Below are 23,403 nucleotides of genomic sequence, written 5' to 3' on the forward strand. Positions count from 1 at the left end.
GATTTGTAATAAAAATCATTATTAATTAAGAGTAATTAAAGTAATGGAGGATAGAGTTATGGGTAAAGACGAACTAAATAGTTTCGTAAACATTGTAAATAATTATAATAATATGGAATATTTATTTTCAACAATATTATGTAGTGCTGGTCCAACAATAGTAAGAGAAAAAGTATCCTCCTTGATTACTTTTAGTAGTGATAATCGTAATTTACAGAATACATGGGATCAATATAAAAATCAAATAGAAGAGATACTTAATATTAAGTTTTTTGAATTAAAGAAGAGTGAAAAAAATACTGTTGTTTTGTTTTATAATGAAGAAAAATTACATAGTGTCATAAGGGAAGAAAGAAACATACAATTTTTAAATAGATTCGGATATAATAAGGAAATGAGATTAGAAGAATGTTTAGTTCTTTTAAGCAAGCGTTTTGAAGATACTTGTCCGCATGAAATAGGAATCTTTCTGGGGTATCCCGTTGATGATGTGGCTTTCTTTATTGATTGTCCTAATGTAAAATGTAAGGCTATAGGATACTGGAAAGTTTATCACAATGTTGAAGAAGCAAAGAATATTTTTAGAAAATATGATCAAATAAAACACAGTATTATTAGGATGATTATAAAGGGAATTAAACCAACAGAAATATTAGGCAATAGTATTGGAAATTTCATATGTTATGCTAATTAAGAAATATTTTCTTTAAATAAATATAGAGATATCTTAATTAGTTAGGCTTGATAAATAATGAATATTAACATATTTTGATATATAGCAAGTACACACAGACGAGAACGTACATGTAAGAGAAATACTTAAGTATCTTATATGTACGTTTTTGTATTTTTTAATTAGAAGATTGACTATTATTAGTTTTTGTACTTTGTGTAGTATTATCATGGTTTCCTTGTCTATTATTTATGTTTTTAAAGTTACCTCTAACTTTTTCCATAACAGCATCAGCTTGAGTTTGGGTAATAGTACCATCAGCTACTAATTGACTTAAGGGATTTATCCTTTCGCCTTGACCATCATTTTTAGGGTTTTCTTGCGAATTATTTTGATCATTATTTTGTGATTTAGGAGCATTTTGTTTATTTCTCACAGGGCGGGTTGAAAGAGATTCTACAATTTTATCTGCCTGAACCTGTGTTATAGTTCCAGCCGTTACAAGTGACTGAATGCTCTCTTGTGTTTGTTTTTTCATATCTTCTTCAGTAGACTTAGTTCCATTTTTTGTACTCTTGTCTTGAGTTTCACTGCTTGTACTACTATTCTGAGTACTAGAGGTTTGAGATGTGCTGCTGGCATTTTTATTGTTTTGACAACCAGCAAAGAAAGTTACAGACATTACTACTGCGATTAAAGATAAAGTTGCTTTACTAAATAGGTTATGTTTTTTCATCTTTACACCTTCCTTATATAAATTAAGTTTTTATTGTAATATTTAACTATTTTTGTTGATTCTTCATTTTTAAATATTAAACTAATATTATTACAGAACTGTTACAATAATATAACAGAATGGATACATAATGTAAAAGTTAGAATTAATATCATTATTAGAATGCTTAAGACAAAGTTTATAATCATACGATAACTATATTTAAAATCTATATAATAGTCTTTATATCATTGAAATCAAGAAATTACTTTAATGAATAAAAAGAGGATCAATAGTATTCTAAGGTAAGACTATTAGTATAAAAATGAATAACTAGTGATTTAAGTTGAAAATTAAGTAAGTTTAATATATTATTAGTAAATATACATTATTGTCTGTAGCATAAAGGGGTGTTAGATATGGAAAGTAAAAATTTAAAAATTGTTGTAGCAGGAGACATATGCATAAATTCTCTACAATGGGTTACAGAACCGCAAGATACTAAAGGCTTAAATTGGCAAACACATCTAAATGTACATAGTGTTTTAAAGGCAGGAGAATCTTTACTTTTGGCAAAATTTGTAGCTTTAGCAACAGGAGTTTCTGTATACTCTCCTAAAATAGATGATAAAGAGTTAAACTTGTCAAAGGACTATCTTCGTTCCATCGCAGAGTTAAGCCTTTTTCCTATATCCAATGAGGGAAAGGATAATAATAAAGTATATAGGATAAAGCGATTTTTGGGATTTGCTGGCCCGTCATCTGATAATCCAAAATTATTGCCTATAATTAACGATGATGTTAATGCTGATATAGTTATAATAGATGATGAAAATAACGGTTTCAACTCTGATGAAAAGTTTTGGCCTTTAGCTTTAAAATCAACTGAGAAGTCTCCAATAATTTTATATAAGATGAATAACCCGAATGGATCTACTGAACTTTGGGAGCAACTAGAAAAGTTTCATGTTGAAAGAACTATAGTGATTATAAATGGTGATGATTTGCGTTCAAAGGGAGTTAACATCAGTAAAAGCCTTTCTTGGGAAAGAACTGCGCAGGATTTTGTGTGGCAAATTAATAATAATCCTAATCTTGCTTTTCTTGCAGGCTGTCATCATCTTATAGTACCTTTTGGGCTTGAAGGTGCCATCTACTATAGAAATGGTGGAGTAAATGAAGCTTATCTATACTTCATACCTTATGAATCTGAGGGAGGTTCTTTTAAGGATAATCAAGGGAAAATGTATGGGCTTACTTCATGTTTTGTTGCAGGGCTCACACGTAGCATTGCCTCTGAAAATCAGAATGAAGAAGAGCTTTCCTTATTAATAGGTGAAGGAATACGTGAGGGCATTGTTGCTGCTCAAAAATATTTTGTTAATGGTTTTGGAAAAGATATTGAGAACTTTGAATTCCCTAATCCTACAATTTTTACTGAAGAAGAAAATGATTTTATATATAGAGACTTAATTCAAGATGTTAGAATGCCGGACATAATTCATAAAGATAATAATTATTATTGGTATATTCTTAGTGATAAGAGTTCCACAAATTTAGCGGAAATAGCATATGATATTGTAAAAAATGGAGTGAAAAATGTACTTAACTCTATACCGATAGCTCAGTTTGGAAATTTACAGACTGTAGATAGAACAGAAATTGAAAGCTATAGAAGTATCAAAAATCTAATGTGGGAGTATATTTCTACTAAAAATACAGTTCGTCCTCTTTCTATAGCTGTATTTGGTACTCCGGGTTCTGGAAAATCTTTTGGTGTTACGGAAATAGCCGCAAGTATTGCCCCAGAATTAATAGAGAAGTTGAATTTTAATTTATCACAATTTAGGTCGCCATTAGATTTAATTAGCGCCTTTCATAAAGTAAGAGATTTTTCTTTAGAAGGTAAGATACCTCTAATATTTTTTGACGAATTTGACTCGGCTTTTGAAGGGAAATTAGGGTGGCTCAAATACTTTTTGGCACCCATGCAGGATGGTGCCTTTAGAGAAGGAGATTCTATTCATCCTATTGGAAAAGCCATTTTTGTATTTGCAGGTGGAACAAGTACTACTTTTAGAGAGTTTCATGGAGAAGATATAAAGGATGAGAATGAAAGGAAACAATTTCTTTTGGAATTTAAGGGAGCGAAAGGACCAGATTTTATAAGTCGATTAAGAGGATATGTAAATATTTTAGGACCGAATCAAACAAATGAGAAGGACCAATTATTTATAATCAGAAGAGCGATGCTATTACGTTCATTATTAGAACGTAAAGTACCTCACCTTATAAATGACAAGGGAGAAGCTAAAATTGATAACGGAGTACTAAGAGCACTCCTTAAAATTCGAAAATATAAGCATGAATCAAGATCTATGGAAGCTATATTAGAAATGAGTATGCTAATTAATGCGAAAATCTGGGAGCAATCTGATTTGCCTTCTAAAGAACAGTTGAAATTGCATGTAGATGAGGAACAATTTTTGCGCCATATGATGCATGATGCATTTTATAGTGAAAAAATTGAAAGTCTTGCAATAGCTATTCATGAAAAATATAGAATGCTTAGTGAAAATAGTAGAAACATCGATCCAGATTTCATAGTACCTTGGCAGGAGCTTAGCGAAGAACTTAAAAATTCTAACAGAGATCAGGCTATACATATTCCTAATTCTTTGCTGAAAATTAATTATGATATTATTTCTGTTAAGGAAAACCCTAAATTTGTAGAGTTTACAGAAAAAGAATTAGATATTTTAGCTGAAGATCAACATACTCGTTGGTATCGCCATAGGAAAAGGGCTGGTTGGAAGTACGGAGAAATTAAGGATAATAAGGGAAAGACTGATCCAGCACTTGTACCTTGGGATAACTTACCGGAAGAAAAGAGAGATAAGGTGTATCAAATGGTTAAGATTTGGCCAGAAATATTGGCAAAATCAAATTTTAAGTTGGATCGATTAAAGTTTTTAGGTAATTCTGAGATTGGTGAACGGCTTAAAATATAGTGGATTAATAGAAACAGGGCTAAATCCTAGGAAGTAAATCTTCTCTAGGATTTAGTCCTGTTTATGCAGAAATGATTTTAATGGAAATATATTAATCATTTCTTCATTTAGTATTAGAGATTCTCTAGGTGAAAATTTAATTTTTACTAATAATGATAATTTCCCTATGACAATAAAATCAGAATTTGACCGTACATTTCCACGCATAAAAAAGGCTAATTCTAACATTAGTTTAGAAAAATTAAAGTTTTTAATCGAACTTAATAATTCTTAGCAACATTCTTATATTTATTAATTTTAACTATATTTAAAAATGAAGTATTTGGAAAAATAATATTGTCACAAAGTTGTAACAATACTATATTATAATAACCTTAATAGTGGCTTTTCTAGGGATATAATATTAATAACGAGAATAAAAGAATAACTACTTTCAAAACTTAAAGTGGTTATATAAGGAATTGATAAATAAAAGTTAAGATGTCTTTAGAAGAAAATATAACCATGACATTGAAGATTATTGGAGGGTTTGGATATGAATAAGGTTCTTGCAATTATAAAAAAGCGAAGGGTTAAAATTCTAATAATAGCAGTTTTAGCAGTAGGGGTAGGAACAGGTGGATATTATATTTATAAGCAATATAATACCAGTAACAAAGTTGTTTCAACTGTTAAATTTAACACAGCAAAAGTAAGTAAAACTAACTTAAGTGTTACTGTACAAGCAACAGGAACAGTAGAGGGTATAGAACAAGTAAACTTATATTCAACTAATAGTGGTGTAATTGAGCAAATGAACTATGAGGATGGAAGCACTATAGAAAAAGGTGCTGTATTCTGTAAAATAAACAATGACAAGCAACAACAAGATATAGAAACAGCACAAAATAGCTTAAGCCAAAAGAATTTGGATTTGCAAAAATTAGAAAGACAATTAGATGATCTATATATAAAGGCACCTATAGATGGAAAAGTAAAGTCTGTATTTGTTGCATCAGGAGATGACATAGCTTCTGTAAAGCCAGCTTATGGAGGAATGGCTATAATAACTACAGGGGAAAATAATGAATTAGAGGTTGCAATTCCTTTTCCAAGCAATGGAAAGGTTGGGGGAGTATATATAGCAGCTGGAGATACTGTAAAGAAAGGTCAAAATATATTTAAACTTGATGATTCAGATATACAAAGTAGTATACAATCAAAAAAAATTGAAATTAAGCAGGCACAAAGTGATTTAAATAACAAATTAAAAACTATAGCGGACTCCACTATTACAAGTCCTATATCAGGAATCATATCTGGCTTGAATATAAAAAATGGAGATATAACTCCGGATGATAAAGCGATGGTTACAGTAATAGATGTATCAAAAATGAAAGTTGTAGTTCCAGTAGACGAGCTAGATATTGATAAAATTCAGATAGGCCAAAAAGCCAATATAAGTGTACAAAATATAAAGGATAAGACTTACGAAGGAGTTGTTGAAAAAATCTCTCAAAGTGGAAAAACTAGTAATAATGTTACAACTTTTGATGTGACAGTTTCTATAGATAATTCAGAAAGATTAAAAGTTGGAATGAATGCTGACGTCAGTATAGCAGTTGAAAGTAAGGAAAATGTACTAGCTGTTCCTATAGAAGCAGTAACAGAAAGAAATGGCAAAAAGTATGTTTTAGTTGAGGATAAGAGTAAAACTTCTACCAATAGAAGTCAACAGGGAACTAATAATAATTCAAGTAATAATTCTTCAACGACACCTTCTAAAAATGCAGGTGGTAATAGCTCGAATTCCTCCCAATCAGCTAGAAGAAACGTTGGTCAAGCAACTAGTCAAGATTCCTTAGGAGGAAAATTAGTAGAAGTACAAACAGGAATTAAAAATCAAACTATGATAGAAATAGTTAGTGGAATTACAGAAAATCAAGTGGTTATGATACAGCTTCCTCAAAGCACTTCATCATCAAATAAAAATCAAAATCAAAATCGTGGAGTCATGATGGGTCCTATGGGAAGATAGGTAAATAAAACTCAATTTGCTTGCGGGAGGTAGTAATGTGGATTTCGTAATAGAAATGGAGAATGTAAATAAAATATATAAAATGGGGAGTAGTGAATATAAGGCTTTAGAGGATGTAAATTTAACTATAAAAAAAGGTGAATTTGTATCTATAGTTGGGCCATCTGGAGCTGGTAAATCTACTTTGATGAATATAATAGGATGCTTAGATACTGCTACTTCGGGAAGATATATACTAGATGGAGAAGATACAAATTGCAGTGACAATAAATTAGCCGAGATAAGGAATAAAAAAATAGGGTTTATATTTCAGAATTACAATCTTTTGCCTAAGTTAAATGTAATTGAAAATGTGGAGTTACCTCTAATTTATCAAGGGTTGAGTAACAGAGTCGTTAAAAAGAGAGTTTTAGAATCCTTAGAGAGAGTAGGTTTATCTAGTCATATAAAACATAAACCACCGGAACTTTCTGGAGGCCAAAAGCAAAGAGTTGCAATTGCAAGAGCTCTTGCAACAGAACCAGAAATATTACTTGCAGACGAACCTACAGGAGCACTTGACAGTAAAACTGGAAAAGAAGTTATGGAAATGCTAAAACAATTAAATAGAGAGGGTAACACTATTGTGCTTATAACTCATGACCATGAAATTGCAGAGCAGGCTAAAAGAATAATAACTGTTAGGGATGGAAGGATTACATCAGATAGGATTAATAATATTTCAAGGGATGTTGCTGCAACATCTGATAAACGAGGTGAATCCTAATGAGATTTAGCAAATTATTAAAAATGGCAATTAGCTCTGTTCTAGCAAATAAAATGAGATCATTTCTTACTATGTTAGGAATAATAATTGGTATAGCATCAGTTATAGTTCTAGTAGGTATGGGTCAGGGAACAAAACAAAAGATTTCTTCCCAAATCGAAAGTCTGGGAACAAATCTTATAACTGTAAATATTATGGGGAGAAGAAATGTTACTATAACAAATGAAGAAATAGAAGCTTTAAAGAAAAAGCCAGGGGTAAAAGCTATAGCGCCATCTATTACTCAGCAAGGTGTAACTGTAAGAGCAAATAATGAATCTACATCTACTAGCATAGAGGCAAGCACTTCAAGTTATTCTTCAATAAGAAAGTTAAGTGTAAGTAGCGGTAGATTTATAAATGAAGATGATTTAGAAAATAGATATAGAGTAGCTGTGATTGGTGTTGATACAGCAAACAATCTTTTTAAGAGTACAAATGTAGTTGGAGAAAGTGTCAATATAAATGGAGCGGCATTCGTAATAGTAGGAGTACTTGAATCTCAAGGAAGCACTATGGCTGGCTCTGGAGATGATAGAATAATAATTCCTTTAACTACAGCACAAAGATTTTTTAAAAATACACAAATAAGAACCTTTTATGTAGAAGCTGAGAATAAAGATAAAGTATCAGAGGCTATCGGATATTTAACATTGTTTATGAACAATAAGTTCAATAATGACACAGACAGTTACAGAATATTTGACCAAAGTAGCCTTCTGCAAACTGCCAGTTCTGCTAGTGATAGTATGACAGGTATGCTGACGGGTATAGCAGCTATATCTCTTTTGGTAGGAGGTATAGGAATAATGAATATAATGCTTGTTTCTGTAATTGAGAGAACTAAAGAAATAGGTATAAGAAAGGCAATAGGTGCTAAGAGAAGAGTGATTTTAACACAATTCTTATTGGAATCAGCAGGTATCAGCAGTTTTGGAGGGATTTTAGGAGTAGCTTCGGGATATGGTGCTGCGTATATTGCAGAAAAATTATTTTCAACCACTGTTGTTATATCCAGTAATGTAGTCTTAGGAGCTTTCATTTTTTCAGTTCTTGTTGGAATAGTATTTGGAATGTATCCAGCAGATAAGGCCTCTAAATTAAGTCCGATTGAGGCTTTAAGATTTGAATAGCTATTAAAAGAATGTCTTGCATAAACTGCGAGACATTCTTTGTCTATTTTTTGAAATTTTATATAGCTAAGATTCGTAAAAAGTCTATTTCTAGTGATACTCAGGCTATAATTAAATATCATTAATAAAGTTTTCAACATGTTGTAGGGCAGCACCAACAGCTGTAGCCTCTAACTTATATTTACACACGTGCAGATATTTACCATCAATCTCGAATGTATTTCTTTTTGATACTAATTCTCTTAAATACTCAATATGATCGTCCATGTATGCTCCAGCATATCCACCAAGAATCACATTACAATCATAAAGCATTCTCAAATTATTAATAGTAAATGCTAAATGCGTAAGGTATTCTTCCCAAATAATTTTATGTGGTTCACTATTTAATCTTAAAAGCCTAAAAAATTCAGCAATGTTTCCATTAGTACTATCTGATAGAATTTTTGCTGAGCAATATGCATCAACACAGCCTTGTTGTCCACAGTAACAACTGCGGCCATTTAGGACAATTGTCATATGTCCGAATTCACCACTACGCTGATTTTCTCCTATGTATACTTTTTTATCTAATATGATAGATCCTCCCACGCTATTATTAAGTGAAAGATATACAATATTTTGTACATCTCTTTCGCCCCATAACTCTGCAAAGCCTGCAGCATTAGCATCATTACTCAGAATACATGGATATGGTATAAATTCGGAGAAACTTTTCACGCTACCTCCTTTAAAATCGATTACTGAAGCGTAAACCACTGTTTGTCTATCATCTGATAATATTGCAGGTAAAGCAATACCAACTCCTAAAATTTTGGCGTCTTCGATTTCAAACTCCTTGATGAAGTTATTTACAAAGTCGCCAATACCTTGAAAGTATTCTTTAGAATTTATAAATGGATACTGCATCCTTACATTTTTCACAACGTTTCCGCCTAAATCAATTAATACAATTCCGACGTGGTTTCGCGTAATATCTAATCCAATAGCATATTTTGCAACACTATTATATGCTATTGCTTTTGCTTTTCTTCCTCCTGTAGATTCGAATAGACCTGTTTCAATTACTAAGTCTCTTTCTTGTAACTCTTTAAGATTCTGTGTAACTGTAGGTAAACTCATTTTTAACCTATAAGCTATTTCTTGTATAGAGGTAGAATCCTGTTTGTACAAAAATCTATATATAGCATTTCGATTAATCTTTTTTATTTCAGTACTGTTAACTCTATTTGTCGTCAATTTCTAAAACACCAACTTTCATAAAAGTCTTTTAACAATGTATTTATAATAATAGAGTATTATATTTTGACTTATTTTGCAACTATTACAATAAAATCAATTAAAGGTAGATAAAATCTTAACAAGAGACTTTAGGAAATTCATATTGACTTCACCATTAAATAACAATATAATCTTATTAAAGGTATTTTATAAAAGTGTTGTATAAAATTCAAAAACTAAGTTGCTATATTTATAGTGTTTTAAATTAAAAAATTTTATAATTTAAATCTCATGATATAAAGTTCAATTAAAACCTAAAAATTAGCGTGAGAAATTTTAAAACAAGGAAATATTATGGAGGGGAGAAAATGAAAGAAAGTATTAAGCTAAGGGTATCTCAAATTGAAAAATCCTTTCCGGGAGTTAAGGCACTTGATAAGATTGATTTCACTGTTAAAAAAGGCACTGTTCATGTATTATGTGGAGAAAATGGTGCAGGAAAATCAACATTAATGAAGATAATTAATGGAATTTATCAACCGGATGGTGGACAAATTTATATTGATGAAAAACCTGTAAAAATAGGTAACCCTATACAAGCGAGAAATTTAGGTATTTCAATGATATTCCAGGAAATGAATTATGTTCCAGAGATGACGGTGGAAGAAAATATTTTCCTTGGAAATCTTCCAGTGAATAAATTTGGCAGTGTTAACTGGAAGGAAGTAAGACAGCGTACAGAAGAACTATTAAAGGCAGAAAATTTACCTTATGCCCCTACTACATTACTCAAAGATTTAACTGTATCTGACATTCAAATGCTAGAAATAATTAAAGCTATTTCTTATAATTCAGATATAATCATAATGGACGAGCCTACTTCTGCAATTACGCAGAAAGAAGTAGAAAACCTTTTCGTTAAGATAAGGGAACTAACAGCTAGGGGAGTATGCATTATTTACATATCTCATAAGTTAGATGAAATTTTCCAAATAGCAGATGAAATTACTGTATTTAGGGATGGAACGGTTGTAGAGAGTCATCCTAAAGAAGAGTTGGACATAGAAAAGGTAATAGCTTTGATGGTAGGACGTAAACTTACTAACACCTATCCAAAGGAGGAAGTTGAACTTGGAGAGGATATGTTAAAGGTTGAAAACTTGAACTCTACTAATGTATTTGAGAATATCAATTTTCACGCGAGAAAAGGTGAAATTATAGGCTTTGCAGGATTGATGGGGGCTGGACGTACTGAAGTTATGCGTGCTTTATTCGGTTTGGATACTAAAACATCAGGTGTTGTAAAAATTAGGGGCAAAGAGGTCAAAATTGAAAACGTTAGACAAAGTATTGATAATGGTATGGTAATGCTTTCTGAAGACAGACGAAGATATGGTATAATCCCTATGAGATCTGTTAAGGAAAATACAACACTATCTTATCTAAAAAAAGTTTTTTATAGTTTTAGGCATCATGAGAAGGTTGAACAAAATATTGTATCTAGTATGTTTAAAAGGATGAAAGTAAAAACACCAACACTGGAAACACCTATAGCATCTTTGAGTGGAGGTAATCAGCAGAAGGTACTTCTTGCTAAGTGGATGATAAGAAACCCAGATGTCTTAATCTTAGACGAGCCTACTCGCGGTATTGATGTAGGTGCTAAATTTGAAATTTATAAACTTATGACTGATTTGGCTAAGGAAGATAAGGCTGTTATAATGGTTTCCTCTGAACTTCCAGAACTTATAGGTATGTGTGATAGGATTTATGTAATGTCTAAAGGCAGAATTACAGGTGAGATAAACCGCGAAGATTTCTCTCAGGAGCTCATTATGAAATATGCTACTGGAAATTTAGTGTAGCATAGATCAAATTAAATGCGAGGTGAATTAACATGAAAACAGGAACTAATTTTTGGAGTATAGCAAAAAAGAAATATAGTATTTATATGGTTTTGGTAGCGCTGTTTATAGTTTGCTCAACGATAGATGATAACTTTTTATCAGCAAACAACTTAACAAACATTTCAAGACAATTGGCAGTAACAACTATTTTAGCATTTGGTGAAACTCTACTTATAATATGTGGAATGCTTGACTTGTCAGCTGGCTCTGTACTTGCACTATCAGGAGTATTTGCAGTATCTGCTTTTAAATCAACTGGGTCTTTAACAATAGCAATTATAGTTGGTATTCTTACAGGGGTTGTATGCAACCTAATAAATGTTATTATGATTAGTAATTTTAAGACCCCACCTTTTATCGCTACACTAGCAATGATGGCAGTGGCTCGTGGTGTTGCACTTTCTTTTACTAAAGGACAAAACATTCTTCAATTGGGAAAATTTACAGTACTAGGCCAAGGATCCATTGGTGTGATTCCTATTCCTATCATATTTTTAATAATAATTGGGATTTTTACATGGTATGTGTTAAACCATACTAGGTTTGGACGGTCTTTATATGCTGTTGGAGGCAATGAAGAAGCAGCAATTGCCTCAGGCATTAATGTTCATAAGATTAAATACACAGCTTTTATTATAAATGGTATTTTTGTAGGACTTGCTGGCGTGTTATTTATGTCGCGTGTAAATTCAGGTCTTCCAAATGGTGGAGTAAATTTCGAGTTTACTGCTCTTACAGCAGCAATAATCGGTGGAACAAGTTTTTCAGGTGGAATTGGTACTGCGGGGGGTACACTAGCTGGCGCATTTATTGTAGGTTTCCTAGATAATATTATGAATCTAACAAATGTAGATTCATATATGCAACAAATAGTTCGTGGTGCAATCATTGCGCTTGCAGTAATCTACGACATTTATACAAAGAATCGTAGAACAAAGAGTACATTAGGTAAAGTAGAAGATAAAGCTAAGGAAATAAAAACACCAGTAGATAGTAATAAGGAAAAATTAAATAGTTAAGTACGACTTCTTTACTAGCAACTGTATTAAACAGCTTTGCTGTTTAAAGTATAAATTAGGAAGGTGGAAATAATAAAATGAAAAAAAGATTATTAAGTGTACTAACAGCATTATCACTAGTCTTGGTAGTTGGATGTGGATCAACAAAGACATCAGAATCGGCTAAAAGTGACAAGAATAGTGGAGAGAAAACATACAAGGTTGCATATGTAGCACGTACTCAATCAGATTCATTTGCTGCTTGGCTTGCAAACGCTGTAAAAGATGAAGCAAAGAAATATCCAAATATTAAACTTGAGGTTCTTGATGGACAAGGTAGCGATGACAAAGAAAATTCAATAATCGAAAATGCTATAACAAGCAAATATGACTTAGTTATTGTACAGCCAAATAATGGAGAAGCTCAAAGACCTTATGTTGAAAAGGTTATCAAATCCAATATATTTGCTATTACAACAAATGCACGTATTTCTGGTATTAAAGGGGCATCTTCAGTTGATGCTAATCCTTATGAGCAAGCAGCAGTTAACGCACGTGAAGCTGTAAAACAAATTCCACAGAATGCAAAGGTAGTTGTATTAAATGGACCTTCAGGCAACTTCCATGCAGATGAAAGACGTAAGAGTTGGCAAAAAGAGTTCTTTGAAAAACGCCCTGATGTTAAAATCGTTGGCGAGCAAATTGCAAACTGGAATAAAGATGAAGCTATGAAATATATGGAAGACTGGGTACAATCTAATGACAAAATTGATGCTGTTATTTCTATGAATGATAACATGGCAGCAGGAGCAATTGAAGTTGTAAAAGACAATGCAAAATTCAAAAATATGCTTGTATATGGTGTTGACGGAACTGCAGAAGCTCTACTACTTATAAAAGAAGGTAAAATGACTTCTACATGTATGCAAAATGCTTATGAGTTATCTGAAAAGTTATTAGATACAAGTAATAAACTTCTAACAGGTAAGGAAAAGGAAGTTAACACAGACATAGGAAACCCACTAGTTAATAAGGATAATGTTGACCAATATATTGAAATATTAAAGAAATCTGGAGCAATTAAATAACAATTCTGATTAGAAGTCAGAAAGATTTAATTATATTGTAGTTTTACTTAAGGAATTAAGATGTGTAAGCATAGTATGTTTACACATCTTAAAAATTATATCTTAGTATTATGTAGGGAGGATTACTAAATGAAAAATAGAGCAGCATATATGACTGGTATTAATAAAATGGAAATAAGAGAAATTGAGGTTCCTGTAGCAAAAGAAAAACAAGTAATTGTAAAACTTGAGTATGTAGGAATATGTGGTTCTGACGTGCACTATTTAGAGCATGGGAAAATAGGAGATTTTATTGTTGATGGTGATTTTATTCTTGGACATGAATGTGCAGGTACTGTAGTTGAAATTGGTCCAGGTGTAGAGAATCTTAAAGTGGGAGACAAAGTAGCATTGGAGCCAGGTTGTACTTGTGGCCAATGTGAATTCTGTAAGAGTGGTAGATACAACCTTTGCCCTGATGTAGAATTTTTAGCTACACCGCCTTATCATGGCTGTCTGATGAATTATATAGCATTTCCAGAAAACATGGCATTTAAACTACCAGATAACATTTCCACAAAAGAGGGAGCTCTTGTAGAACCTTTAGCAGTTGGTATGCATGCGGCAAAGCAAGGTAATGTAAAACTTGGAGATTCAGTTGTTATACTTGGAGCAGGTTGTATTGGACTAGTAACACTTCTTGCATGCAAGGCTTTTGGAGCAACTGATATTACAGTTGTAGACGTTGTTTCAAAACGACTTGAGTATGCTAAAAAACTTGGAGCTACAACAATTATAAATGCAGCTGAAAAGGATGTTTTAGCTGAGATTGATAAACTAACAAATAAAAAAGGTGTTGATATAGTAATAGAGACTGCAGGTTCTGCTAAAACAATTGTACAGACTCCATATGTTATAAAAAATGGTGGATGTATAGTACTTGTTGGAATGGCACCTCAAGATATTATTGAGTACAACTTTGCAAAAATAATGGCTAAAGAGGCAGAAATTAAATCAGTATTCCGTTATAGAAATATTTATCCTCAAGCGATACAAGCAATTTCAAAGGGAATAATTGATGTATCTGGAATTGTTACTCATGAGTTTAATTTTGATGATGTTGCGAAGGCATTTGATTTCGTAAGCAACAATAAGCAAGAGGTAGTAAAAGCAGTTATAAAAATTGACTAAGCTATATATCTTTCATAGGTGCTTGTGAATTTTAAAACAAGGAGGCGTGTTCAATGAGATATCTACTAGGAATTGATTTAGGAACATCCGGGACAAAAACTGTTTTATTTGACATTGAAGGAAACTTAATTTGCTCAAAGACCATTGAATACCCATTATATCAGCCGGCAAATGGTTGGGCAGAACAAGATCCAACTGACTGGTGGAATGCTACTTGTAATGGTATTAAATACGTAATTACAAAGAGTAGTATTGATGCATCTGAAATTGCAGGTATAGGTCTTTCAGGCCAGATGCATGGTCTTGTAATGCTTGATAAAAATGGTGTAGTATTAAGAAACTCTATCATTTGGTGCGATCAGCGTACAGCAAAAGAGTGCCAACAAATGAACGAAACAGTTGGCGAAAAAAGACTTATTGAAATTACAGCTAATCCAGCCCTTACAGGATTTACTGCTTCTAAAATACTTTGGGTTCAGAATAATGAACCTGAATTATATGAAAGATGCGCCCATATCTTACTTCCAAAGGATTATATTAGGTACATGCTTACTGGAGAATTTGCTACAGAGATGTCAGATGCTTCTGGTATGCAGCTTATGGACGTATCAAGACGTTGTTGGTCTGATGAAATATTATACAAGTTTAATGTTGACAAGTCTATGTTAGGAAAATTATATGAATCACCAGATGTTACAGGAAAGATTCATAGAAAAGCAGCTGAAATGACTGGGCTTAAGGAAGGTACACTTGTTGTGGGAGGAGCAGCTGACAACTCTGCAGCAGCTGTTGGTACTGGTGTTGTAAGGTCAGGAAACGCATTCACTACCATTGGTACTTCTGGAGTAGTATATGCAATTTCCGATGACGTTTCTATTGATCTTAAAGGAAGAGTACATACACTTTGTAGTGCTGTACCAGGAAAGTGGACACTAATGAGCTGTACTTTAAGTGCAGGATTATCCTTGAAATGGTTAAGAGATACTTGCTGTAAAGAAGAAATGATTGAGGCTGAAAAACTAGGAATTGACCCATATATTGTAATGAATAAATTAGCGGAAAAAGTTGCACCAGGAGCAGGAGGACTAGTTTATTTACCTTACTTGATGGGAGAACGTTCTCCTCATCCAGATCCATATTGCAGAGGTACATTTTTCGGGTTATCTGCTTCACACGATCGCTCTAATATGATCCGTGCAGTTATGGAGGGAGTAGCATTCTCCCAACTTGAATGTGTAGATGTGTTTAGAGAAATGAAGGTAAATGTCGAAGATATGATAGCTTGTGGTGGTGGTGGAAAAAGTCATGTTTGGAGACAGATACTTTCGGATATGTATGGTTGTCCGGTCAGCACAATCAAAAATGATGAGGGACCTGCCTTTGGGGTAGCAATACTTGCAGGAGTAGGAGCAGGCATTTATGATTCTGTAGAAAGTGCTTGTGACAACTTGGTTCAGAAAAAAAGTATACAGTACCCAGATAGGTCTGCGGGAAAAGTATATGAAGAATACTATAAGCTTTATAAAAAATTATATACTGATTTACATGAAAGTTTTAGTTTTTTATCTAATCTGCCTAAATAACGATTAGTTAGATTAGATTGTAGATATAATACCACAAAGAAATTAAGAAAATGTTTATCTTGAATTATAGATAGTAGAAAAAGAAAGTGGGAAATATGGGTTTACTTATAAAAAAGTGCCTCGCTAAATAGACGTGATGTAAAAGAACGTGTCTGCTTAGCTAGGCACTCTTTTTGAAAAATATTATATTACATCTTGACTAATAGTCATAAGATGAATATAAGTAGTGTAGCATATTATAGTGCAATGTGTTATATTGTAGTCCGAGTAAAGTATATTTTCGAGTAGACTATATATTCTGTTACTATCAGAAATTATATTACTCTAATCACAATGAAAGAGACTTCCTTTCAATTTTGAAGTAAACAAAAATGTTAAAACAGTTATTTGCGTTCCTATATTGATAAGAGCTCGTGTAACATGAATCATTCAAATTTGCTATGAAGGATTGTATACCCATTCAAAAGATGAGATAAGATACTTATCCGTCTTCGCAAGACATGCTGCTTTAGCTATTAAGGACACAAGACTAATGGGGAGGTCAGCTTTGCTTCAAGAAAGTCATTATAGAATAAAAAACAACCTACAGTCAAGGCTATCTCATGTTTAATAGAGATAAAATATTGGGGTTATAAAACAATATTTAACAAATCCATGAATATAGGAATTCTTAAGGAATTGGTAAATTAAGTAGGTCTATATCTATTATATACAATTAATTTATCAAAACATTTAGTTAATGAATTGACAAACTAAAAACCAAAATGCTATAATAAGGACAAGATATGGAATACCATTCTATATATGGAATGATGAGGTGAATTGTTTGAACAAAGCAATTTTGAGAGGGTTAGAAATTTTAAAATTTGTTGGGGAAAGTGATGAACCTGTTACAATAGCTGAGCTAAGTAGACATCTAGATATCCCCAAAACCAGTGTGTTTAATATTGTAGGTGCACTTGTTGAAAAAAACTACTTATCAATAAAGGATAAAAAATTAAAAAGTTATGAACTAGGTATTGGAGCTCTTGAACTTGGAACATTATACATGAATAAAGCTGAATTGGTCAATATTTCAGATCCGGTTTTAAAGTGGTTAGTTGATAATGTTTCTGAGACTGTATTCTTAGCAGTAGCGAATAATGACGAGCTTATATATATAAACAAGAAAGAATCTAAGAATTCTTTAAGGACAACAGGTAATTTGGGATCTAGAAATCCACTGTATTCAACAAGTTTAGGTAAAGCCATTTTAGCTAGTTACAGTAAGGCTGAAGTAGATAGATACATTGAACATGTTAGGTTTCTTCCCAAAACAGAGAATACAATTATAGATAAAGAGGCTCTGTTAGAAGATTTAGAAAAGATTAAACAAAGAGGTTATTCTATATCAGATGAAGAAAATGAAAAGGGCATATACTGTATAGCTGCTCCTGTATATAATAGTAAAGGTAAAGCTATAGGTTCATTATGTATCTCAAGTTTAAAGATACAGGTAGATGATGAGCGTACAGAGATACATAAAGACTTTGTTATAAAAGCTGCTTTAGAAATTTCTCGAAAACTAGGTTATACAAAGGATAAGTTATATTAATTTATAAGATGGCACTAAAGGTCATCTTATAAATTAATATTCTAAATATGAAACGATGTTTCTAATATGGAACGAAAGGTTTTAAGTTTAAAGGAATTTATACATCAATGATTACTATTTTTAACGATGAGGGAGGGATTGATAAAAAGTCCGCAAGCCCTTTAGTTTAAAAGTTAATCTCTCGAAAATTAAGTTATACAAAGGATAGGTTATGTTAATTTATAAGATGATATTTAAGGTCATCTTATAAATTAATATTCTATATATGAAACGACATTCGTAATACGGAATGAAAGAGGAGGATTTTATGTTTAAGGGAATTTACACACCAATGATTACTATTTTTGATAATGAGGGAGAAATTGATAAAAAATCTGCAAGCGTTTTAGTTGAAAAGTTAATTTCTGATGGAGTGAATGGAATCGTTATCTTAGGTTCTATAGGAGAGTTTTATAACTTATCTCCAGATGAAAAAGCTGAATATATAAAATTTATAACTGAAACTGTTGCTGGAAGGACTAAAGTAATAGTTGGAACAAGCAGTAACAATATAAAAGAAGTTATAGAATTAAATAAATGCTCAAAGGAAGCAGGAGCAGATGCTGTATTAATTGTAACTCCATATTATTTTACTTTAAATGAACAGTATGTTTATGAGTATTATAGAACTATAGCAAAAAATACAGAATTGCCGATTTTACTTTATAATTTCCCAGCTAAGACTAATACAAATCTATCACCAGATTTAGTTTTAAAATTAGCAACTGAGTTTGAAAATATAGTTGGTATAAAAGATACTACTGATTCTATAAGTAATGTGAGAAAATTCGTTGATAAAATTAAGAGTGTTAGAAAAGATTTCTCTATACTTTCTGGATTTGATGAATATTTAATTCCTAACTTACAAGTAGGAGGAGATGGAATGATAGGGGGTCTATCTAATATAAAAGCTAAGATATTTACAGATACTTATAAAGCTTTTATGGATAAAGACTTTGAAAAAGTATCTATTTTACAAAATGATATAAACAAATTAATGAAAATTTATGATTTAGCAGATCCTTTTATAGTGGCAATGAAAGAAGCGGTAAGTATGACTCTAAACTTAGAATTCAATACATCTCTAAGAAACTACACTATTAAGGTTGATGAAACTGTTAAAAAGAGAATAATGGATACTATAAATTTAAAATAAAGAGAGGATGAGTTAGTTATGTCATTAAAATCGATTTTTGGTAAAGAAAAAGCATCTTTATACGAAATTCATACTCATGCGGAAGGACCAAAAGGTTCACTTCCACTTACTCCAGAATTGTTAAAAGATTCACCTAGCGGTAACATATTTGGGATGACTTTAAATGCTGGTATGGGATGGGAGCCATCTACACTTCTAGGTGGTGATGTGTTTATACTTAGTACTATGGGTGGAATTCGCGATAACGATGGTACTCCAATTGCTGTAGGACTACATACAGGCCACTTTGAATTGGGATTACAGATGAGAGCAGCAGCCGAAGAAGTAAAGAAACTAGGAGGAGTTCCTTATGCTGGATATGTGACAGACCCATGTGACGGACGTAGCCAAGGTACAACTGGTATGTTTGATTCACTTCCTTATCGTAATGATGCGGCAATGGTATTCCGTCGCATAATTCGTTCATTGCCAACACGTCGTGCAGTAGTGGGAGTGTCTGCTTGCGACAAAGGTTTGCCTGCTATGATGATAGCATTAGCATCTATGCATGATTCGCCAACTATTATTGTTCCTGGTGGGTCAACACTTAGAGCTAAAGAAGGGGAAGACGCAGGAACTATTCAAACTATAGGCGTTAGATATGCTAATGACCAGCTTTCATTTGAGGATGCTTGCCGACTAGGATGTAAAGCTTGTGCTTCTGCTGGTGGTGGATGTCAGTTTTTAGGAACAGCCGGCACTTCTCAAGTTATTGCTGAAGCATTAGGATTAGCATTACCTCACTCTGCGCTAGCACCTTCTGGGCAACCAATATGGGAAGAAGTGGCTAGACAGTCGGCTAAGGCTGCTTTAGATATGGCAAACAACGGAATAACTACAAAGGATATTATTACAAATAAAGCAATTGAGAATGCCATGGTAATTCATGCTGCTTTTGGAGGATCAACAAACTTACTTCTTCATATTCCAGCAATTGCACATGCTGCTAACTGTAGTATACCTACTGTAGAAGATTGGGCAAAAATTAATAAGAAAGTGCCTCGTTTAGTAAGTGTTCTTCCTATTGGACCGGTTAACTATCCAACAGCTAGTGCATTCCTAGCAGGAGGAGTTCCTGAAGTTATGCTTCATTTAAGAAAGCTTGGATTGTTGCATGAAGATGTTATGACAGTTACAGGAGAAACACTTGGAGCTAATCTTGACTGGTGGGAAAAATCTGAAAGACGTAAAAAATGCAGAGAGCGCTTAGTTGAAATTGATGGAGTAAATCCTGATGAAATTATCATGAATCCAACTCAGGCAAAAGAAAGAGGACTTACATCAACAGTAACTTTTCCTCTAGGAAACATTGCTCCTGAAGGTTCAGTTGTAAAATCAACAGCTATTGATAAATCTGTTATAGATAGTGACGGAGTATTTAGACATACTGGAAAAGCTAAAGTTTTCACTTCTGAAAAGGCAGCTATAAAAGCTCTTAAAGATATCGGGAAAATTAAGGCTGGCGACATAATGGTTGTAATGGGTGGAGGCCCACTTGGAACAGGTATGGAAGAGACATATCAGTTAACCTCTGCTTTAAAACAATTATCTTTTGGTAAGCAAGTTTCTTTAATTACAGACGCACGTTTTTCGGGTGTTTCTACAGGTGCATGCTTTGGCCATGTTGGACCTGAGGCGTTGGCAGGAGGTCCTTTAGGAAAATTGAGAGATGAAGACATTATTGAAATTATAGTTGATACTAATAAACTTGAAGGATCAATTAATTTCATTGGTACTGAAGATAACAAGCTTTCATATGAAAAAGCGGCTAAAGTATTAGAAGCACGTGAACCTAATCCAAGACTTAGACCTGACGAAGATCTTCCAGATGATACAAGATTATGGGCAGCACTTCAATCCATAAGTGGAGGAACTTGGGGTGGATGTGTATACGATGTAGATAAAATCATTGAAGTAATTGAAGCAGGTAAGAAAGCCTTATATTAATTAAAGAATGGTCTATGCGAGTTCGGTGGAAGTTTATGTGATGTTTCTAATCATGAAAGCATTGAAATTACTATGATTTTTCGCCGAGCTCGTGTTAACAATCATTTTAAGGTTTGTTAAAAAAGAAACAAGTTTCTGTTTATACATTACTAATGTAATTGAAAAGATATTTATTTATCGAATTAATAATAAATAATATATTTTAAGGAGTGTTTTATTATGAGTAGCGTAACGTATTTAGTTCTATGTCTATTTATTGCAATTGGCTTAATAGTATTTCTTATTATGAAAACAAAGTTAAGTGCATTTGTTGCTTTGACTATCTCTGGATTGACTCTTGGTATTTTAGCTGGTATGCCTTTTGATAAAATTGCTACATCCTTTCAGACAGGGATGGGGAATACATTAGGTTTCCTTGCAACTGTTTTGGGGCTTGGAACAATACTTGGAAAAATGCTTGAGGTTTCAGGTGGAGCACAGCGTCTTGCAAGAACATTAATTACAGCTTTTGGTGAAAAAAGAGCCCATTGGTCAATGATGCTAGTAGCCTTCATATGCGGTATTCCTGTATTCTTTCAAGTTGGTTTTGTTTTATTAATTCCAGTATTATTTAGTATTGCTAAACAAACAAAGATGTCATTAATTAAAGTAGGAATTCCTGTGGTAGCAGGTTTAGTAATAGTTCATGGTTTGGTACCTCCACATCCAGCTGCTTTAGCAATAGTTGGTACTCTTAAGGCTGATGTTGGAACAACTATTATATATTCATTACTTATAGGATTACCTGCCGCAATAATTGCAGGACCTGTTTTTGGTAATATAGTTTCAAAATACGTTAATACTAATCCTCCTGAACAACTTTTTAAGGACGAGCTTATATCAGATGAAAAATTACCTAAATTTACAACCACTCTAGTTACAATTCTCTTACCGATGATAATCATGGTCGTAAAAACTATTGCTGAATTAACAGCACCTAAAGGGGCTTCTTATCTGCCTGTAGTAGCATTTATTGGAAATCCAATCACAGCTCTTTTAATCTCTGTAGTTGTTTCATATTTTACTCTTGGTATTTTTAGGGGCATGAAAAAGGAAGATTTATTAAAAATAACTGATGGTTGTTTTGGACCAGTAGCTGGTATTTTGTTAGTTATAGGTGCTGGTGGAGCCTTTAATCAGGTTCTTCAAGACAGTGGAATAGGAAAGGCATTGGCAGGAGTTTTAACTAGTCTTCATATGAATCCTATAATTCTAGCATGGATAATTGCTCTAATAATGAGATTTGCAGTAGGCTCCACTACAGTTGCAATGGTGACTGCAGCTGGAATAATTCTACCAATTATGCCTAATTTCCCTGGACTTAATCCTTCATTACTATGTGTAGCTATTGGCGCAGGAGGGGTTGGGCTTTCACATGTAAACGACTCCGGATTCTGGATAGTTAAAGAATACTACGGAATGACAGTACAAGATACCTTTAAAACATGGACAGCGTGCACAACTATAGCTTCTGTCGTTGCAGCTATGGGAGCGTTACTATTTAGTATGTTTGTTTAATTATAGGATAAAGACTTATAATCCTTGTGTTGAATTCTGAATGTTCGGTATAAAAGAGGGAGTATATTGATATTTAAATTATAACCTCTTTCTTAAAATAATACAAAGTAGCTTTTATAGAAAAATGTTATTAGATTATGCGATAGGAGGGATGTATATGTGCAATCTAATTAAAGTATCAGATGGATCTGAAATATTTTCTAAATACAGAAATACTCCAATAGAGAAACTACTTAAGTACCATAATTTTGGATATACCATTGAAAAGCCCTCTAAAGCTGAAATTCTAGTAGGTATGTGTATGGATAATAGAAACCAGCTTAGAATCCCAAATAATTTTGCATACATTTTACGTACGGGTGGGGGAAACATGCGCTCTATTGAGTTTAAGATATCCTATGCCATTGCTATGGGAGAAGTAAAATGTGTTGCTTTAATAGGTCATAATAACTGTGGAATGACTAATCTAGTATCGAAAAAGAAGAAGTTTATAGAAGGAATGGTTAACAATGCAGGTTGGTCAGAGAAACAGGCAGAGGAGCATTTCATGAGTTTTGCTCCGATCTTTGAAATAGAGAATGAAATAGAGTTTTTGATAAGTGAAGCTAAAAGACTAAGAGAAAAATATCCTAAGATTCTTATTGCCCCTCTCTTCTATAGTGTAGAAGACCATTTTCTACATTTATTAGAGAACGATAAAGATATATTCTAATTTAAAAACTTAAAAAAACTACTAATATTTAAAGGAGA

The 23,403-nt window shown here is 32.8% G+C and carries 17 protein-coding genes; 15 read left to right on the forward strand and 2 right to left on the reverse strand.

The genetic code is table 11. The features are described 5' to 3' along the window. Window positions 1-58 precede the first annotated feature (58 nt). Window positions 59-694: a DUF3793 family protein gene (locus tag AC0N0V_RS03835; protein ID WP_474462213.1), complete on the forward strand. Its 636-nt coding sequence runs from the start codon at window positions 59-61 to the stop codon at window positions 692-694. Between the two features lie 157 nt (window positions 695-851). Here the strand turns inward: AC0N0V_RS03835 and AC0N0V_RS03840 are convergent, their stop codons facing one another. Continuing rightward, window positions 852-1,409, reverse strand: a complete 558-nt coding sequence (locus tag AC0N0V_RS03840) for a hypothetical protein (protein WP_474462215.1) — start codon at window positions 1,407-1,409, stop codon at window positions 852-854. Between the two features lie 398 nt (window positions 1,410-1,807). On the opposite strand from AC0N0V_RS03840, the gene AC0N0V_RS03845 reads away from it, so the two are divergent. The 4 genes from AC0N0V_RS03845 to AC0N0V_RS03860 all read left to right on the forward strand — a co-directional run bounded on the left by AC0N0V_RS03845 (window position 1,808) and on the right by AC0N0V_RS03860 (window position 8,354). After that, on the forward strand, window positions 1,808-4,399 hold the full coding sequence (locus AC0N0V_RS03845) for a RyR domain-containing protein (RefSeq protein WP_474462217.1): 2,592 nt from the start codon (window positions 1,808-1,810) through the stop codon (window positions 4,397-4,399). A 535-nt stretch (window positions 4,400-4,934) separates the two neighbouring features. Further along, window positions 4,935-6,416, forward strand: a complete 1,482-nt coding sequence (locus AC0N0V_RS03850) for an efflux RND transporter periplasmic adaptor subunit (protein WP_474462219.1) — start codon at window positions 4,935-4,937, stop codon at window positions 6,414-6,416. 55 nt (window positions 6,417-6,471) lie between these two features. Then, the gene (locus AC0N0V_RS03855) at window positions 6,472-7,182 is read left to right on the forward strand and encodes an ABC transporter ATP-binding protein (protein WP_474464435.1); all 711 of its coding nucleotides are present in this window, start codon (window positions 6,472-6,474) and stop codon (window positions 7,180-7,182) included. Continuing rightward, window positions 7,182-8,354 carry an ABC transporter permease gene (locus AC0N0V_RS03860; RefSeq protein WP_474462221.1) on the forward strand — a complete coding sequence of 391 codons (1,173 nt, stop codon included), beginning with the start codon at window positions 7,182-7,184 and terminating at the stop codon, window positions 8,352-8,354. The genes AC0N0V_RS03855 and AC0N0V_RS03860 overlap by 1 nt, the downstream gene beginning before the upstream one ends. A 111-nt stretch (window positions 8,355-8,465) precedes the next feature. On the opposite strand, the gene AC0N0V_RS03865 is transcribed toward AC0N0V_RS03860, so the two are convergent. Further along, window positions 8,466-9,593 (reverse strand): ROK family transcriptional regulator, encoded by a 1,128-nt coding sequence (locus AC0N0V_RS03865; protein WP_474462222.1) that lies wholly within the window; start codon window positions 9,591-9,593, stop codon window positions 8,466-8,468. Window positions 9,594-9,943: 350 nt separating this feature from the next. Here AC0N0V_RS03865 and AC0N0V_RS03870 point away from each other — a divergent pair, with 350 nt between their 5' ends. The 10 genes from AC0N0V_RS03870 to AC0N0V_RS03915 all read left to right on the forward strand — a co-directional run bounded on the left by AC0N0V_RS03870 (window position 9,944) and on the right by AC0N0V_RS03915 (window position 23,365). Then, entirely contained in the window at window positions 9,944-11,440 is a 1,497-nt protein-coding gene (locus AC0N0V_RS03870) for a sugar ABC transporter ATP-binding protein (protein ID WP_474462223.1), read from the forward strand. Window positions 11,441-11,472: 32 nt separating this feature from the next. Continuing rightward, window positions 11,473-12,501: an ABC transporter permease gene (locus AC0N0V_RS03875; RefSeq protein ID WP_474462224.1), complete on the forward strand. Its 1,029-nt coding sequence runs from the start codon at window positions 11,473-11,475 to the stop codon at window positions 12,499-12,501. Between the two features lie 77 nt (window positions 12,502-12,578). Further along, a complete protein-coding gene (locus AC0N0V_RS03880) occupies window positions 12,579-13,568 on the forward strand; it encodes a sugar ABC transporter substrate-binding protein (protein WP_474462225.1) in 990 nt (329 codons plus the stop codon). A 129-nt stretch (window positions 13,569-13,697) separates the two neighbouring features. Continuing rightward, window positions 13,698-14,738 carry an NAD(P)-dependent alcohol dehydrogenase gene (locus tag AC0N0V_RS03885; RefSeq protein WP_474462226.1) on the forward strand — a complete coding sequence of 347 codons (1,041 nt, stop codon included), beginning with the start codon at window positions 13,698-13,700 and terminating at the stop codon, window positions 14,736-14,738. Between the two features lie 53 nt (window positions 14,739-14,791). Then, window positions 14,792-16,321 (forward strand): xylulokinase, encoded by a 1,530-nt coding sequence (xylB, locus tag AC0N0V_RS03890; protein ID WP_474462227.1) that lies wholly within the window; start codon window positions 14,792-14,794, stop codon window positions 16,319-16,321. Between the two features lie 817 nt (window positions 16,322-17,138). Continuing rightward, window positions 17,139-17,915, forward strand: a complete 777-nt coding sequence (locus tag AC0N0V_RS03895; RefSeq protein WP_474462229.1) for an IclR family transcriptional regulator — start codon at window positions 17,139-17,141, stop codon at window positions 17,913-17,915. Window positions 17,916-18,222: 307 nt separating this feature from the next. Then, entirely contained in the window at window positions 18,223-19,110 is an 888-nt protein-coding gene (locus AC0N0V_RS03900) for a dihydrodipicolinate synthase family protein (RefSeq protein WP_474462230.1), read from the forward strand. Window positions 19,111-19,128: 18 nt separating this feature from the next. Continuing rightward, window positions 19,129-21,096 carry a YjhG/YagF family D-xylonate dehydratase gene (locus AC0N0V_RS03905; protein ID WP_474462231.1) on the forward strand — a complete coding sequence of 656 codons (1,968 nt, stop codon included), beginning with the start codon at window positions 19,129-19,131 and terminating at the stop codon, window positions 21,094-21,096. Between the two features lie 219 nt (window positions 21,097-21,315). Further along, complete coding sequence (locus AC0N0V_RS03910) at window positions 21,316-22,653, forward strand: GntP family permease (protein ID WP_474462232.1); 1,338 nt, start codon at window positions 21,316-21,318, stop codon at window positions 22,651-22,653. A gap of 157 nt (window positions 22,654-22,810) precedes the next feature. Next, on the forward strand, window positions 22,811-23,365 hold the full coding sequence (locus AC0N0V_RS03915; protein WP_474462233.1) for a carbonic anhydrase: 555 nt from the start codon (window positions 22,811-22,813) through the stop codon (window positions 23,363-23,365). Window positions 23,366-23,403 lie beyond the last annotated feature (38 nt).

It is taken from the genome of Clostridium sp. CS1-1 (assembly GCF_056135525.1).